At 37.4% G+C, this 16,658-nt stretch carries 15 protein-coding genes and 1 riboswitch; of the genes, 7 read left to right on the top strand and 8 right to left on the bottom strand.

The genetic code is table 11. The annotated features are described in order from the left end of the window. Positions 1-147: 147 nt before the first annotated feature. The 4 genes from OE105_RS10660 to OE105_RS10675 all read right to left on the bottom strand — a co-directional run bounded on the left by OE105_RS10660 (position 148) and on the right by OE105_RS10675 (position 4,182). Complete coding sequence (locus tag OE105_RS10660) at positions 148-891, bottom strand: response regulator transcription factor (protein ID WP_275422164.1); 744 nt, start codon at positions 889-891, stop codon at positions 148-150. Between the two features lie 82 nt (positions 892-973). Then, the gene (locus OE105_RS10665) at positions 974-2,122 is read right to left on the bottom strand and encodes a sensor histidine kinase (RefSeq protein WP_275420164.1); all 1,149 of its coding nucleotides are present in this window, start codon (positions 2,120-2,122) and stop codon (positions 974-976) included. 792 nt (positions 2,123-2,914) lie between these two features. Further along, positions 2,915-3,448, bottom strand: a complete 534-nt coding sequence (locus OE105_RS10670; protein WP_275420165.1) for a PilZ domain-containing protein — start codon at positions 3,446-3,448, stop codon at positions 2,915-2,917. 11 nt (positions 3,449-3,459) lie between these two features. Further along, positions 3,460-4,182 carry an EAL domain-containing protein gene (locus tag OE105_RS10675; RefSeq protein ID WP_275422165.1) on the bottom strand — a complete coding sequence of 241 codons (723 nt, stop codon included), beginning with the start codon at positions 4,180-4,182 and terminating at the stop codon, positions 3,460-3,462. Between the two features lie 192 nt (positions 4,183-4,374). On the opposite strand from OE105_RS10675, the gene OE105_RS10680 reads away from it, so the two are divergent. Continuing rightward, complete coding sequence (locus OE105_RS10680; RefSeq protein ID WP_275420166.1) at positions 4,375-4,764, top strand: helix-turn-helix domain-containing protein; 390 nt, start codon at positions 4,375-4,377, stop codon at positions 4,762-4,764. Between the two features lie 538 nt (positions 4,765-5,302). Next, the gene (locus OE105_RS10685; RefSeq protein WP_275420167.1) at positions 5,303-6,361 is read left to right on the top strand and encodes a 2,3-butanediol dehydrogenase; all 1,059 of its coding nucleotides are present in this window, start codon (positions 5,303-5,305) and stop codon (positions 6,359-6,361) included. Positions 6,362-6,419: 58 nt separating this feature from the next. Here OE105_RS10685 and OE105_RS10690 read toward each other — a convergent pair whose 3' ends face one another. Beyond that, positions 6,420-8,891 carry a YhgE/Pip domain-containing protein gene (locus tag OE105_RS10690; RefSeq protein WP_275420168.1) on the bottom strand — a complete coding sequence of 824 codons (2,472 nt, stop codon included), beginning with the start codon at positions 8,889-8,891 and terminating at the stop codon, positions 6,420-6,422. Between the two features lie 140 nt (positions 8,892-9,031). Further along, positions 9,032-9,607: a TetR/AcrR family transcriptional regulator gene (locus tag OE105_RS10695; RefSeq protein ID WP_275420169.1), complete on the bottom strand. Its 576-nt coding sequence runs from the start codon at positions 9,605-9,607 to the stop codon at positions 9,032-9,034. Between the two features lie 468 nt (positions 9,608-10,075). Between OE105_RS10695 and OE105_RS10700 the strand changes: the two genes are divergently transcribed. Further along, complete coding sequence (locus OE105_RS10700) at positions 10,076-10,711, top strand: YigZ family protein (RefSeq protein WP_275420170.1); 636 nt, start codon at positions 10,076-10,078, stop codon at positions 10,709-10,711. Between the two features lie 150 nt (positions 10,712-10,861). Next, positions 10,862-11,845 (top strand): LCP family protein, encoded by a 984-nt coding sequence (locus tag OE105_RS10705; RefSeq protein ID WP_275420171.1) that lies wholly within the window; start codon positions 10,862-10,864, stop codon positions 11,843-11,845. A 65-nt stretch (positions 11,846-11,910) separates the two neighbouring features. Here OE105_RS10705 and OE105_RS10710 read toward each other — a convergent pair whose 3' ends face one another. Further along, positions 11,911-12,915 carry an MraY family glycosyltransferase gene (locus OE105_RS10710; protein ID WP_275422166.1) on the bottom strand — a complete coding sequence of 335 codons (1,005 nt, stop codon included), beginning with the start codon at positions 12,913-12,915 and terminating at the stop codon, positions 11,911-11,913. Between the two features lie 364 nt (positions 12,916-13,279). Between OE105_RS10710 and OE105_RS10715 the strand changes: the two genes are divergently transcribed. Beyond that, a complete protein-coding gene (locus OE105_RS10715) occupies positions 13,280-13,903 on the top strand; it encodes a class D sortase (RefSeq protein WP_275420172.1) in 624 nt (207 codons plus the stop codon). 34 nt (positions 13,904-13,937) lie between these two features. Here the strand turns inward: OE105_RS10715 and OE105_RS10720 are convergent, their stop codons facing one another. Then, positions 13,938-14,108: an aspartyl-phosphate phosphatase Spo0E family protein gene (locus OE105_RS10720; protein ID WP_275420173.1), complete on the bottom strand. Its 171-nt coding sequence runs from the start codon at positions 14,106-14,108 to the stop codon at positions 13,938-13,940. A 233-nt stretch (positions 14,109-14,341) separates the two neighbouring features. Then, positions 14,342-14,445: riboswitch (cyclic di-GMP riboswitch) on the top strand. Between the two features lie 46 nt (positions 14,446-14,491). Between OE105_RS10720 and OE105_RS10725 the strand changes: the two genes are divergently transcribed. Together OE105_RS10725 and tagU are read left to right on the top strand one after the other, a co-directional pair. Next, positions 14,492-15,391: an HD-GYP domain-containing protein gene (locus OE105_RS10725; RefSeq protein ID WP_275420174.1), complete on the top strand. Its 900-nt coding sequence runs from the start codon at positions 14,492-14,494 to the stop codon at positions 15,389-15,391. 182 nt (positions 15,392-15,573) lie between these two features. Next, positions 15,574-16,515, top strand: coding sequence for a polyisoprenyl-teichoic acid--peptidoglycan teichoic acid transferase TagU (tagU, locus tag OE105_RS10730; protein ID WP_275420175.1), 942 nt, complete (start codon positions 15,574-15,576; stop codon positions 16,513-16,515). Positions 16,516-16,658 lie beyond the last annotated feature (143 nt).

Here is a 16,658-nt window from a genome sequence, read left to right on the forward strand (position 1 = left end):
ATTTTCGCCAAATTCTTCTCTTTCATTCCTGATTTTTATCCGAATGGAATCCAAACAAAAAACCCGTTACTTATTGAAATTTTGTAACGGGTTACACTGGATGAATCGAAAATGAATATTGAATCAGTTCGTTCGAACATTGAGTGACTATTTGATATGACCAACATCGACCCAACCCTTTTTAATCGCTTCAACGACCGCTTGGGTCCGATCTTCACAGTGCATCTTTTGCAAAATATTACTTACATGGTTTTTCACGGTTTTTTCACTTATATATAATTTTTCCCCGATCTTTTTATTACTTTTTCCTTCCGCCAATAGTTGTAAAACCTCGCATTCCCTCCTAGTCAATAAATGATAAGGTCTACGAACCTCGTATTTTTTCTCTGAATCTTGAACATTTGCATTCGTCGTTTCTGCTAATCGACGAAACTCCTTCACGAGATTATGGGTCACTTTCGGATGTAGATAGGACCCTCCTTCTGCAACGACTCGAACCGCTTCAATTAATGCATCCACGTCCATTTCTTTCAATAAATAGCCGGTCGCACCCGTCTGCATCGCATGGGTCACATAGTTTTCATCATCATGAATCGATAATATAATTACTTTCACGGTCGGATACGTTTCGATGAGCCGTCGGGTTGCTTCCACACCATTTACATTTGGCATATTAATGTCCATTAAGACAACATCCGGCTTATATTTTTTTACAAGATCGATTGCCTCAACCCCATCTTTTCCCTCACCAACAATTTCAAAATCTTGTTCAAACTCGAGTATTTTTTTAATCCCTTCCCGATACAACTGGTGATCATCGATAATAACGATTTTTGTCTTTTTAATCCGTTCTCCCTTCGTATTTACCTCATTATTGTTTCCATTTGCAATCAATGTATAATCCCCCTTCTCTTTAAACTTTCCACGACATATCCCATCATTTTCTTCTTAAAATATTTCTAATCCGATTCGATTAATCGTCCTTGTTTAATGGAATCCTAATCATCACCCGGGTCCCTTTTCCAATTTTTGAATCAATTTTTAATTCCCCATCCAATAATTCAACCCGTTCTTTCATTCCCCTCATCCCAAATGATCCTTCCTTCGTCTCTTCCGGGTTAAAGCCAATCCCATCATCCCTAATCACCGCGACGATTTGTTTTTCCATGATTTCCAACTTCACTTGGATCACATTTGCTTTCGCATGCTTTATAGCGTTTTGTACCGATTCTTGAATTAACCGGAATAAGGCCACTTCCATTTGGGAATCGAGCCTTTTTTCCAGACCAATATTTGAAAAGGTAATTTTCGCAGTTCCGCTGTATTCTTCCACCGTTTGTAAATATTTCTTTAATGTTGGAACGAGACCTAAATCATCCAATGCCATCGGTCGCAAATCATAAATGATATGTCGAACTTCATATAATGCATCCCGAACGGTTTTTTTTAAGTTTTTGATTTCTAAAAGGGCCTCGTCCATCCCCCGTTCACGGGATATCTTTTCGATTAAATCGGAACGCATAATGACATTGGCTAACATTTGGGCAGGACCGTCATGTATTTCCCGAGACAATCGTTTCCGCTCTTCCTCTTGTGCTTCGATAATTTTTAATCCGAATTCTTGTTTTTCCTTTGCATCTTGTATATATTCGGAAACATTTTTCATGTCTCCGTTCAAATAATTTAGGACGACTGTCACTTGGGAAACGAGCCGATCCGACCGTTCGATAATTTCCTTTAATCCAACTAATCGTCTTTCTAATTCGTCTCGACGTTCCCGAAGTTGTTTTTCCAATTGCCTTGTCATCGTCAATTTCATTTGCATTCGATGGGCATATTCGTAAGCATCCCGAACCTCTTCTTCCGAGTAATTATTAAAATGCATGCTAACTTCAGACAAACGTTTTCTCGCCGAACGCACTTCCCTATCCAATTTTTCTTCTTCATCGATGACTCTGTTAACCAACTCCTTAATTTGCTTTAACTCTTCATAAATTTGACCGACATCGTTTCGACAACTTTCACCAATTTGAAATATTTCATCTTTACTTTTTCCAACCGTATCGATCATTTTTTCAACAATTTCATCAAGGATTTTTGGATCGATCTGTTTTATAGGCATAGTTTTTCCTCCAGCAATAAACAACCGATTACGCTAATTATATTTTTAAAAAATGATATTGAATAAGATTTATATGTTTAACCTTTAACACTTTTCAACGAAAGATAAGGGTGTCGCGAAACTTTTCTCCTTCCGATAATCAACCTATATTTTATCGTGAAAAAGAAAAAAGGACTATCAACTATGTATGAAAAATTTACCAATCTCCAAAAAATAGTTCTTTTTACCTATATTTTTTCCTTCAATTGCTACTTTTTACCTATTGTAATTCTAAAACCCATTAGACTATCCTACCGATATAAATGGTATTTAATTCCAATTGCTTTTAATCCTTTCTTTTATCATAACACTTTTTTTCGAAGAAAAAGGAGATACTTTTATAAGAAACGTTAAAGAAAGTTTCGACAATCATTCACATTTTCCAACCATTTTTTATGTTTTTCGGTAAACACCTTTAAAAATCGATCAATCTGTTACATAATAGACTTAACAAAGGAAGAAATATGAAAAAACAAGTCGTGTGATTTCCAATGATGGACTTGACCATTATATGAAGGAATTGACGGAAAGATAAAAAAAAGAGGAAAGCCGATTGGCCATTTCCTGTGGAAAAAGCAAAATTTTGAGGAAATTTGAAAGACCGTCCAAATAATCTTGTGGATGTGACTGCCACCCAATTGTTTGGAGGATTGGAAAAGAACATATTTGGCCAATGGAAGTGGGAGGCAATGAGGAAATCGATTCCAAGTAACTCGAAAAACCCATCGAAATGGACCATGGTCTTCGTTCCAATTATCTATATATTTTCTGTTCTTTTCTTTCTAATTCCCGAAGCAACTGATATAGTCTACTTTGGTCATACGAATAAAGATCTGTAAATTTGATAGTATAAATCATTTGATGCTGTTTTGCGAATTCTTCCTTTCGAATTAGTTTACCATATAAATGAAATAACTCGTTCTCCAAATAAAGAGTAAGCGTTAATTCGACATTTTTCCTCACCGAAATATCATGTTCAAACATAAACCGCATGTCTATGTAACCGATATCAACAATCTTGCCAATCCCCTTGTTCTTTTTAGAAGATACAACTGGTTTTCCATCGATTCTACTAAAATAAAACTCGCATCTTCCATTTTGCACTTTTGCCCGAAATAAATTTCTTCTTTTCCTTTGTTTCAACAATGACTCAAAAGATTGTTGATATTTGTATAATTCAGAAATTGTAACATCCTTTGTATAAAGAAGTTTTTTATATTTCAAAATTAAATAAATAGACGCAATTTGAGTGAGTGATAAAACGACTGTAGAAAAGAGAGTAAACACGAATCTCATCCTTACTTTGAACAATCGGCTAGCTTGGTTGGTTTTCCTAGTAAAAAACCTTGTCCATATTGAATGCCTATTTTTTTCGCTACAGAAAGTTCTCCTGGCTTTTCGATTCCTTCCAAAATAAACTTGGTCTTAGAATTGCCGAAATATTGTAAAAGCAACTGAATCAGCTGTTGCTTTTTCGGAGACAGATGTAAATCTTTTGCAAAATACCGATCCAATTTCACATAATCCGGTTCCAATTCAACAAATTTTCGGAAAGGAGATGATCCTGATCCAACATCGTCAATGGCAATCGCAATATTAATCTGTTGTAATTCGGCAATCGTTCGTTTAAATAAGGGAAAATCAACAATTTTTTCCAGTTCACTGATTTCTAATACAATTTTCCAATTATTTGGATTTTGGGATGAAATTTCATGGATGAAATGAGAAAAGGAAGGAAGGTTGATTGTAGAAGGGAATACATTTAAAAACAAATGTTTCCCGTGTATCTTGTTAGACTTTTGTAAACCTTTTAAGGACCATTCCATCGATAATAAGTCTATCTCATTTAATTTGTTCAAATTTTTAGCTATCTGAAATAAGAATAAAGGATTTTGGACAGAATTGCTGCGTAGTAAACTTTCAAAGCCGAATACTTCATTCGTCCCGAGATTTACAATCGGTTGATAATGATGGAAATATATTCCCTTTTGAAAACCATTTCTTAAATCTTGATGATTCATCAATTTCTATCTTCCTTCCAAATTTAAAACATCTTTTGCAAATGAAAAAACGCCATATCATTTCAAACAATTGTCATGGAAAGTTTAATAAAGAGGGATGGGATGTAAGTACCTTCATTATATTAGATAAGAATTATATCGTCAATGATATATTTTTTATCAATTCCATTTTTCTACCAAGGGGTGTTTCTTATGTTAGGTGAACGTTTAATCGAATTAAGGGGCAACCGTACACAAAAAGACGTTGCTCAACAATTAGGAATTTCAAGGGCGAGATATTCCCATTATGAAAATAACTATGCTCAACCAGATTATGATTTGCTCATAAAAATAGCTGATTTTTATAACGTGTCCACAGATTATTTACTTGGAAGAACGAATGAAAAATGGAAGACAAATGAATCCTTTACGACCATTCCGATCGATGAAGTAATCGAAAAATATCCAATCACTTTACATGGGAAAAAACTAGATTTAACCGAGGAAGACAAATGGGCGTTGCTTCTTTTTTTCAAAACGTTGCAAGAGATGAAAAACCAGAAAGCAGCGACAAAACCGAGGGGTGGTAAAAAGGAAGATTGATGTAAAAGGAATGATTTTACACCCGAATATTTCTTCGCTTTCGATTGGAGGATTTCAACGTTTCCGAAAAGGAAGCTTGGATATTCTCCTTTTTTCGAGAGAAAGGAAAGGATTCCGCATAGAAGCACCTCCTTTTTGAGACATGCCCATCTTAAAAAGTAACTGGATAAGAACCCCAAAAACTGGTGAACAAATTCCGTCGTGCCATATATGTATCCCTTGTCACATTTTTCAATCCCTACCGCAATGGGATGATCAAGAGGGCCATCTTTCTTGTCACATCATAAACAAATGGAAATAAGTTAAAGCCGATAATGTGAAATAGTTCCATATATACTTTTCTATTAAAATATTATCTCCCCCTTCAACACATCCATAAACCACCATTTTCATTTTCCATACTGTTTATAACATAAAAATCATTGTTTATTGATGGATCAAATTTTTTACTCATTTTTTCACAAAAATAAGTATGAAAACCATTCTTTTTTTCGTATAATAAAAAATGTAATAAAAAACATAGAAACGAGGGATATAGATGAAAGCAGCATTATGGTATGGTCAAAGAGATATTCGTGTGGAAAATATCGAAGAACCGAAAGCAAAAAAAGGTGAAGTGAAGATTAAAGTCGCTTACACAGGTATTTGCGGTTCTGACTTACATGAATATGTTGCAGGCCCGATTTTCATCCCAGTTGATGAACCTCATCCACTTTCCAAAGACAAAGCTCCTGTTGTTATGGGACATGAATATGCTGGGGAAGTTGTAGAAGTAGGAGAAGGCGTTGAAAATGTGAAAGTCGGCGACCGCGTATGCGTGGAACCGATCTATAACTGTGGTGAATGTCCAGCATGTAAAAGCGGCCATTACAACGTATGTCCCCAATTAGGATTTATCGGATTATCTGGTGGAATTGGCGGATTCAGTGAGTATAGTGTCGTGCCTCAAAAAATGGTACATAAAATTCCAGATAATATGACCTTCGAACAAGGAGCCCTTGTTGAACCGACAGCTGTTGCCGTTCACGCCGTTCGTCAAAGTTCGTTAAAACTTGGTGATACCGTCGCTGTATTCGGTACAGGCCCAATCGGATTACTTGTTATTCAAGCAGCTCGAGCAGCTGGTGCAAGTAAAATTATTGCGGTAGAAGTATCGAAAGAACGTCAAGAATTTGCGAAAAAAGTCGGTGCAGACGTGGTAATCAACCCGTTAGAAACGGATCCGGTTGCGGCCATTAAAGCTGAAACGGGTGGCTATGGTGTAGATGTTACTTTTGAAGTTGCCGGTGTTGAAGTAACTATCAACAATGCGATTGAAGCAACGAAACCAGAAGGCGATATCGTAAACGTAAGTATTTGGGAAAAACCAGCTGCAATTCCGTTAAATAATTTAGTATTAACGGAAAAGAATATGGTTAGCATTATTGCTTATCGAAACATTTTCCCGGAAGTTATTCAGTTAATTGCTAACGAACAAATTAAAGCTTTAGATCTTGTAACTAAATATATTAGCATCGATGATATCGTTTCAGAAGGATTTGAAGCATTAACGGAAGATAAAAAGCAAATCAAAATCCTTGTCGATCCTTCGAAATAAAAAGTCAATCCCTCAATGATAAAGGCGATCCTGTAATCGGATCGCCTTTTTTATCACATCACATCGCCATTTCGTACGATTCTTCCTGTTCTTTTTTTCGATACACTCTGTTATATTTCCAGACAAAATACGTCAAGGAAATAATAATGGAGCCGACGATGAAAATGCCAAGAACTTTTGCATTTTCCCACATAAAGGTGTAATCACCGCTTGAGATCACCGCTTTAAATCCGAATACACTGTAAGTCATCGGTAAAAAGGGATTAAACCATTGAATCGCCTTCGGTACGACTTCAAGGGGAAATGTTCCTGCACTCGAAGTCAGTTGTAATATTAACATAATGACGGCGATGAATCGACCTGGATTTCCCATCATCGTCGCAAGGAATTGAATGATACTCATAAACGTCAAACTTGTAATAATGGTAAATAGGAAAAATAAGGGTACATTTTTCACCTCAATATCGATGCCATACAAAACAACTATACCGATCAGTAATGCTTGAAAAATTCCGACCAATGCCATAACGGAAAACTTACTAATAAACCAACTAAACCCATTTTTCGGAATCCCTGCTGAATCCACTAACGGATAAATAATTGTCATAATTAACGCACCGACGAATAAGCCTAACGAGATGAAATAGGGAGCAAATCCAGTTCCATAGTTTGGCACAGGGTGAATGTGATTCACATTCAATTCGACCGGATTGGCCATCATTTCATATGTCTCGTCATCAGGATGAATATCACTCGTTTCTTCCTTCGCCTCATTTAACTTTGTACTCAGCTCTTCTGTTCCTTGTTGAAGTTCTTGTGTTCCATCGTTTAATTGGCCGACACCTTCATTTAACTGTTCAATCCCATTGGCAAATTGACCGCTACCATCGGATAGTTGAACCATCCCTGATTGCAATTGATTGACACCACTTATAAATTCACCGGATTTTTCACTGGCTTCATGGAGTTTTTGGGAAAATATGTCCATATTTGCCGTATATTTCTGTTGCCCTTGATACAATTGGTCACTTCCTGTGTGTAATGCTACCATCCCTTCTGCCAGTTGTTCAATCCCACTTTGTAATGCCTTTTGTCCATTTTGAATCTCTTCTAATTTGCTGATCATTAAATCAAAGGTTGGATTCACAGCTGCTTGGATTTGTCCTTCAAGAACATCCGCATTGAGTTGTGCTTTCAACCCTGATTTCAATGTGTTAAATCCCGTATCGATCGATTGAATCGTTTGATTGATTCCCGTTGAAATTCCCGATGAAAAAGCCGGTTGCAGTTTCGCTTCCAATTGTTGGACCAATGCAGTTTCATTAGGTGCATTGGCAGTCATTTGTTGAATGATTTTAGCAGTTTGTTCTTTTCCAATTAATGGCTCGAGCTGAGAAGCCAATGCTTCCATTTGTTTTTGGTTGCTTTCGACAATGATATGGGCAACTTCCTCTGCCGTACCCTTCCCTAATTGATCTGCCAATTCAGGTGCCAATTGATTGGACAAACCGCTTTCGATCGATGATTGTAATTGGTTAAGCCCGGTGATCAACCCACCTTCATTGCCGACTAATTGTTCACTTAACTCGGAAGCAAGTTGATCGGGCAATTCCTTTTGTAACTGTTGTAAACCTACTGCAAATCGGTCTGTTCCATCGACGAGTTTAGGAATGTTTTCTTTCGCTTCGTTTAGTCCATCATCTGCTTCTTTTATTCCGTTGGCAAGGGAACCTGCTCCATTTTCCAATTGTTTTGAAGCATCTAGTAGTTGATTCCCTGCTTCATCAAACTGATGAAAACCATCTGAAATTTCCGTTGCTCCCGATGCCAGCTCTTTCACTCCATCTCCAACCGAATTGATTCCTTCATGAAGTTCCAATGACTTTTCGACTAACAATCCGACATTGTCCTTCAGTTCTTGCATTCCATCCTTCAGTTGTTCAGCACCATCATTTAACTGAGTCGCTCCATCACTTGCGGACTGGAACCCATCTGCCATTTCTTCCATTTTTGAAAAAACCGTTTCCGCATAAATGGTTGAAACTTCTTCAGCGATCGTCCTTTGAATTTCCTTTAATGCTGACTCACCAATTTGGCTAGCAAGGAAATTGTAACTGTCATTTGGCAAATAGTTTATCTCCATCTTTTTCGGGGAATCATCCATTAATGTCGTGGCATTTTTTGAAAAATCTTTCGGGATTTCAACGACCATATAATAATCTAAATCATCTAAACCTTCCATCGCTTCCTTTTCCGAAACGATTTGAAAGTCGAAGGCGTCGTTATCCTTTAAATTGTCCGCTAAATCCCGTCCTAAATGCAGCTCCTCGCCGTCAAAATCTGCCCCTAAATCATGATTTATCACTGCAACAGGAAGTTCACTCATCTTTTCGTACGGATCTTTAAAGGACCAAAGAAACATCCCACCGTATATGAGCGGTATAAAAAGGATGACGATGAGCGGAATGAAAATCTTTTTATTTTTTCCTATTTGTTGCAGTTCTTTTAAAAACAAGTAAAATCCATTCAAATTAATCCCTCCTGATGAACTAATTGACCAATTTAGTCAATTGGACAATTACTGTAGAAAAGATGGACCATCACAAATGTGATCATCCTATCCATTCGTATTTTATTTGATTATTATTTTTCCTCATTCATTATGTTTTTTTATTCTCGGATTGCTAGTCCTCGAAAAATATACAAGTCGAGCAGTTCGGACAATTTTTCTTTCGATAACGGAGGATTCTTTTTTTCCCAATCGAAAATTAACGCGATATATATTTTTAATATCACAAACGCGGTAATTCGCGGATCGCATGACCGAATTTCCCCATCTGCAATCGCCTTTTCAATTTGTTTTGCGATGTAGCTAACGATCGCTTCTTCAAAATGATTTTGTGCTTCGACGACTTCTGGCGCACCGAATTTCGCTTCTTCAAATAATTTAATCGCCAACTGATGGGTCATTCGGTATTCCAACATTTTATAAATTGCCCGATGAACTTTTTCATAAAAGGAAAGACCTTCTTCAACTGTTTTTTCTGCTTCATTCTTCATCTCTATAATTAATTGTTGCATAATATGCTGAAGCAGTTCTTCTTTATTTTTAAAATACGTATAAATCGTCCCTTTTCCGACGTTCGCGAGTTTTGCAATTTGATCGATCGTCGTTCCCTTGTAGCCAAACATGGAAAAGGATTGGCCAGCCGCTTCGATTACTTGCTTTTTCCGGTCCACTGTCACCTTCTTTTCCCTCCTGATTGACCGTTTGAATAAAACGGTCATTTTATACATATGCCATTATATGCCTTTTTTTATCGAAAGGCAAGTCGAATGAATAAAAGGAAATGTTTTCTAGAGTTACCCGTTGAACTATTCCTAAAATCCGTTAGTTGAATAAACAGCTTAAAAAAACCTTTTGAATACACCTTTTTGTTGATTTGTATTTTTCAGTAATTGTTTTTTCGTATGAACCTCATTCGAAAAATAGATGATTGCGGTAATGATTCGATAGATTTATAATAAAAAGCGTATGGTTTCGTTTATGACAGGAAGATAGACAAGCACGATTTACTTTGATTGGTCATTTGCTATAGATGTTTTGGATCAAACCCTCTACATGTAAATGGATGATTGGGAAGTACTTCACGTTTCTTAAACAATGAACGTGAAAAACCCGATCAGGTTTGAGGCACGAAAGGAGCGTCGTCTGTGCGGACGAATTATTTAACTGTAAAAGGATACGGGGAACATGAAATCGTCATCCAAAAATCCCGTTTTATCGCATACATCGATCGTGCTGAAACGGAGGAAGAAGCACAAGCCTTTATTCAAAAAATAAAAAAGATGAATTGGAATGCCACCCATAATTGTTCCGCCTATTTAATCGGAGAAAACGACCAAATTCAAAAGGCAAACGACGACGGAGAACCATCGGGAACCGCTGGCGTACCGATGTTGGAAGTACTGAAAAAAAGAAATGTGAAAGATACGGTCGTAGTAGTAACGAGGTATTTCGGTGGAATTAAGCTCGGTGCCGGTGGACTGATTCGTGCATATAGTCGAGCAACTTCAGAAGGATTGGATGCAATAGGGATTGTTGAGAGGAAATTGATGCGCATCATGCATGCGACGATCGATTACCATTGGCTTGGAAAAGTGGAAAATGCGCTTCGTTCCTCCAGTTACCAAATGAAAGATATTGACTATTTGGATAACGTAAGAATAAACACATACATTGAATTTGGACAGGAAACAGTATTTGCCGATTGGATGACGGAATTGACGAACGGACAAATCCAAATCCAAGAAGGGGAAGAATTGTATATGGAAATTCCCGTAAACTAATGTTTGGAAGTAATCAAAAATCCTTACAATCTGCCCATACACTTTTAAAACAATCCTAGATCGTTTCAAACTATTCAAAACATTCCGTCCATAATGTTCGTACATTTGATTGATAAAAACAGGCCATTTAATAAAGGGAGAATGATGGAAATGCAATCTCGAATGGAAAAAAGAATGCGTAAAAAAACAAAACGGAGGAAACGTAGGCTCTGGATTTTCACACCGATCCTCCTCCTATTTACGATCGTTTTCATTTACGGTGTACACTTAGCTACGAAAATTGCAGATGTGACCAATGAAGCACATCAACAGTTAGAACGGGGAGAAACTTCGGAAAAACGGGTTGAACCGGTATATCCTGGTAAGGACAATTTTTCCGTCCTATTTATCGGTGTTGATGAAAGGGATGGTGAGACGAAGAGTCGATCGGACGTATTAATTCTTGCTACCTTTAATAAAGACGACCATTCAATTAAAATGTTGAGTATTCCCCGCGACTCGAGGGTCGATATTCCCGGATATTATACGACGAGAATTAATACCGCCCATTTCCTCGGTGGAGTCGATTTAGCTGTCGAGACGGTAGAAAATTTTCTCGATGTCCCGGTCGATTATTATGTGAAATTAAATTTCGACGCGTTTATTGAAATAATCGATGCCCTCGGTGGAATCACTGTCGACGTCCCTTTCACCTTCACCGAGATGGATAGTGAAGATCATAAAAACGCAATCACCTTACATGAAGGAGAGCAGCATTTGGACGGGGAAGAGGCACTGGCCTTCGTACGAATGAGAAAACAAGATCCCCTAGGTGATTTTGGAAGGAACGAGCGACAAAAGCAAGTCATCAAAGCGGTTATCGAAAAAAGTGCGACCTTTTCATCGGTGATGAAATACGATGATATTTTAAACAGTATTGGAAAAAACATGACGACAAACTTTACTTTTCAAAACATCATCGCCCTTCATCCGTATGCCAAATCGATCCAATCGATTGATTCGTTAAAATTTGAAGGACAGGATGCATATATCGATGGCGCATATTATTTCATCATAAACGAAGATTCCCGAATAGAAATGTCCAATATGCTAAAAGAACATTTAGGCATTGAAAACACGACCGCAGCAGAATAAGACAGAACTCCCTACGAATTTTTAATACTCGATACTTGTATAAAGTGGACGAAAATATGTCCACTTTATTTATTTTTTTGGCGAATCACCCGGACGTTATCAAATAATTTCAATATCGGTTTATATTGATGATGAACTAACCCAACCTTTTCAATTAACAATTCTAAAAAGAACAAAACAAGAAACAGGAGAAATAACGAACCCGATACGGTTGTCATGGAGAAAATAAATGCAGATAACGCGAAAAGGGAACTGATTGCATAAATGAGTATTACCGCTTCCAAATGGGTAAAACCGATATTCATTAAACAATGGTGTAAATGGGATTGATCCGGTTTCGATATGGGACGTTTATGGACGACCCGTCGAACGATGGCTAAAAAAGTATCGGAAATCGGCACACCTAAAATTAATATCGGGACGATAAAGGATATAAACGTAATATTTTTAAATCCGAGAAGCGATAGGACGGATATGATAAATCCTAAAAACAGGGCCCCTGTATCGCCCATAAAAATTTTTGCAGGATAAAAATTGTACGGTAAAAAACCGAGAATACTGCCAACCAATACTAAGGCGATGAGATAAACGTAATGATCATTCATTAAAAATGCCATTCCGGATATGGATATGAGTGCAATAACAGAAACACCTGCAGATAATCCATCTAACCCATCGATAAAATTTATCGCATTTGTCACACCGATGATCCAGAAATACGTGATTGGAATACTTAATTGACCAAAATGCAAAGTCCCTCCAAAGGGTAAGTGGACAAAGTCAACTTGAATATCCCCGAGGAAAATTACGATGGTTGCTGCCAAAATTTGACCGATCAATTTCTCCCATGGCTTCAATCCATGTACATCATCGACGATACCGACCATAATGATGAAAAAACTTCCGACCAAGACCGCATCATGAATTCGATGAACCGGCTCAAAAAGAAAAACACTTATGAGGAAACTTATATATATGGCCAAACCACCTAAAATCGGTATATCACGGGAATGGACTTTCCGTTCATTCGGTCTGTCCATAATTTTCATTTTTCTCGAAAACCCGATCATCAACGGTGTCAATAGTAAAGAAAGAAAAAATGGTAGAAAAAATTGGGCAACCAAAGCAACCCCTCCAATGTTCGTTCTCTCTTTATTTTTTGTTAAAATCGCTGAAACATTTATCCGAATGCTTCCAATTTTTATTTAAAATTCGCGAATCTGCCCTTTCATTTGTTCCCAATGGATTAATGTTACATTGGAGAGTCAATCCTTTAAATTTACAACGAACAAATGCTCCGATTGAACTTTTAAGATGGGGCATTCATTCTCATTTTATGAAGTCGAACCTATTGATATTTCGATGCTTCTTATTAACATTCACCCCTTATTTATTGTAAAATGGTAGAAAAGACGTACTGAAAAAGGTGATTCCATGGTAAAACAAAAATGGCTTAAATGGCTAACCATCCTGTTTTTCGTCATCGGTATAAGTTTAGTCAGCTATTCCCTTTTTCAAATTGGGAAGGGTAAATACAACGTGGAAAAACGAAAAACGGAAGCCCAGGAGCTAATTGACAAGTCCCAACAAAATTCAAAGGAGACAGATGAAGAGGAAGAAGTGCCAATCGTTCCTGAAACAATTGAATTTCAAAAAGGAGAAACGATCGGATTACTTTACGTTCCAAAACTGGATAAGGAACTTCCAATCGTAGAGGGGACGGATGAAGATGATTTGGAATTAGGTGTGGGCCATTATATGGGTACAGGTTATCCGATGCAAAATGACCAAATCGTGTTATCCGGTCATCGGGATACGGTTTTTCGAAATTTTGACCAATTAGAAATCGGTGATACGTTCATCATTAAGCTTCCGTATGGCACATTCGAATATGAAATTTTTGACACCGAAATTGTCCCTGCGGATGATACGACGGTCATCGGGCGTTATTCCGAAGAAAATTTAACTGTGACGACTTGTTATCCATTTTACTTTTTAGGCGATGCACCCGATCGTTTTATCTTTTATGCAAGGCCATTATTTGACACCGATCAATGAAATCCGTTCCAATCGATCGAAAAGAATAACTACATCATTGTTCAACATTTACACGCTTTTTTTGATATTGAAAAATTAATTTGTCTAGCTCTTGACTTACTTTAATCACATTTCGTGAAGAATATCCTTCTTCATTTATTAATTCACACATTTTCTCCCTTAGTTTCTCTATATCTCGATCGAAATGGGGATATAGTGGATTCAAGTTCATCACACCTTTTTTGATGTATCAATTTGTTAAATTTAGCTTATCGAAATATAGGAAAAAAGTCCATATATGCCGGCAAACACTAATAGGACTTTATTCCCATTTTTCGATTATTTGTAACATTTCCCTAATTTTTGTTTATAATATGGTTTAGATGTTTTCCAATTTTTTCGTAAATCGAAATAAATCGTTTCCTCTTTATTTATTTTCAAAAGGAATTGAAACAATATACCCTAAAAAGGCAAAGCCATTGAAAAATGGTGACGCAAAGCTATAGGGACTAAAGCAGCCGGACCGAACGAACGGTTCGCTGCAATGTCAGCCAGCTTCTGAAAGGTATATGTTGATTGCTTTTACCTTGCCTTTAAGGGGAGTCATACATGGATGTAAAAAGTGTAAAATGGTTAGCTGTTGGCGATCGGCTTGCAGAAGACGTTCCAATTGAGGGAGACATCTTAAAAAAAGATACGATTTTATCGATGAACCAAATCTTAGCTCTCCAAGCATCCAATATTAAATACGTAAAAGTTTTCCCTCACTTCCTCGATCGTGAAGACTCATTTCTTTCAAAAACTTCTCCAACAAATCCAGTTGAAATTATGTTTTCGAAAGAAATCTTCTATGATTTTGTGTTTTCAAATGCGAGAAGAGGGCGCTTCCGTACGCTTTTAGAAGCGAAAAATGACTTTTTATTCCTCGAAGATTTATTTACCTATAGTATGTCCAATGAATATGTGAAAAGTTTATTATACGCTTTAAAAACATGGGATCGGTATAGTTTTGACCATTCTTTGGACGTGTTTATCATTGGAAGCCTCTGGTTAAAGGAGCTCAATCCCTCAAATATAGAAACAGTTGGTACGGGCTTTTTAATGCATGACATTGGAAAATTGAAAGTACCTCGAACAATTTTACAAAAACAGGCCAAACTTACCTATGAGGAATTTGATGTTGTGAAAAATCATACAATTTATGGAGAACAACTATTAAAGAAGTTTGGTTTTTCGAAAATACCTCAAACGTTTGCCAAATATCATCATATCCGCCTTGACCAAACCGGTTATCCGAAACAAGTCCCGGATTCTTTACCATGGGAAGTGTATATATTAATGATCGTCGATGTTTTTTCTGCCCTCACTATGGACAGGCCGTATCGAAAAGCCTTTACATTCAAGGAAGCGATCGACATTTTGTTCAAGGAAAAACGAAAATTTAATCCTGATTACGTAAAGGCTTTCATCCGCTTTATTACAGAAAAAGAAAAAGCGATCGAAGTATAAAAGAGAAATCTAATTCCCTTATTGGTTCGATCTGTTGGATCAGTCACATGAAAAAATCGAAACAATAGCTCTATGGAAGCAATCGTCTCCCATTCATTTACATTTCCGGCTATTTCCTTATATAATGAAAAAAGATGTATATTTTACGGGAACTATTTCCGAAGCTACTTGGAGGGAATACTTTGACTGAACTTCGACGCTCAAATAAGCAAAAAAAACGAAAATGGCGAAAAATTGTACTAATTATCATTGGACTCATCGTTCTTGGAATCGGCATTTACATTTTCTCCCTTTGGCGCTCTCTTTCCACCGCATTGGATGCTATGTATCAACCGATTCGGGAAACGTCAGAAAAAAGGCTGGAAGACATCTCATTAGAAAAAAGTGATCCATTCTCTGTTCTTCTCCTCGGTGTAGACGAGCGGGAAGGTGATCGGGGCCGATCGGATACGATGATCGTGTTGACGGTTAATCCGAATACGGAATCCATTGAAATGATTAGCATTCCACGGGATATGCGGACGGAAATCATCGGTCGGGGCACTCTCGACAAAATTAATCACGCCTACGCCTTTGGTGGAGTGGAAATGTCCATCGATACGGTGGAACATTTTTTCGATATCCCAATCGACTATTTTATTCAAGTAAATATGGAAGGGTTTAAGGAAATCGTCGATGCGGTCGGAGGCGTTACAGTGGAAAACGATTTGGAATTTTCCTACGGCGGGGATCACTTTGAAAAAGGAACGATAACGTTAAACGGAGATGAAGCACTAAATTTCGCACGAATGCGGAAGGAGGACCCTCGAGGTGATTTTGGTCGCCAACTTCGCCAACGGCAAATTATCGAAGCGATAATAAAAGAAGGAGCCAGTTTAAAAACTTTAACCAATTACAGCGAAATTTTTACCGCACTCGGTAATAACGTAAAAACGAATTTAACGTTCAATGAAATGGTAAAAATACAAAAACATTATAAAAATGCGGCGAAGGATATTGAGCAACACCAAATTAAAGGATCTGGAGCGATGATCGACGGTATATACTACTACGTTGTACCCGATGAAGAAAGACAAGCTTTACAAAACCTATTAAAGGAACATTTGGAAATTGACGGAGCTTAAGATACATTCCATTGCATGAAAACAGGATTCGGAAAGTACATGCGTTTTATGAAAAAATGGTTGGTGGCGACTCCCTCGAAAAAATCGGGGCGATCCGATCAGTCCCTAAGCTGAGGAAAGGGAAGATGGCCGGCTATCCCTTG

The sequence above is a fragment of the Fervidibacillus halotolerans genome, from assembly GCF_026547205.1.
Taxonomy (GTDB): Bacteria; Bacillota; Bacilli; order Bacillales; family Caldibacillaceae; genus Fervidibacillus; species Fervidibacillus halotolerans.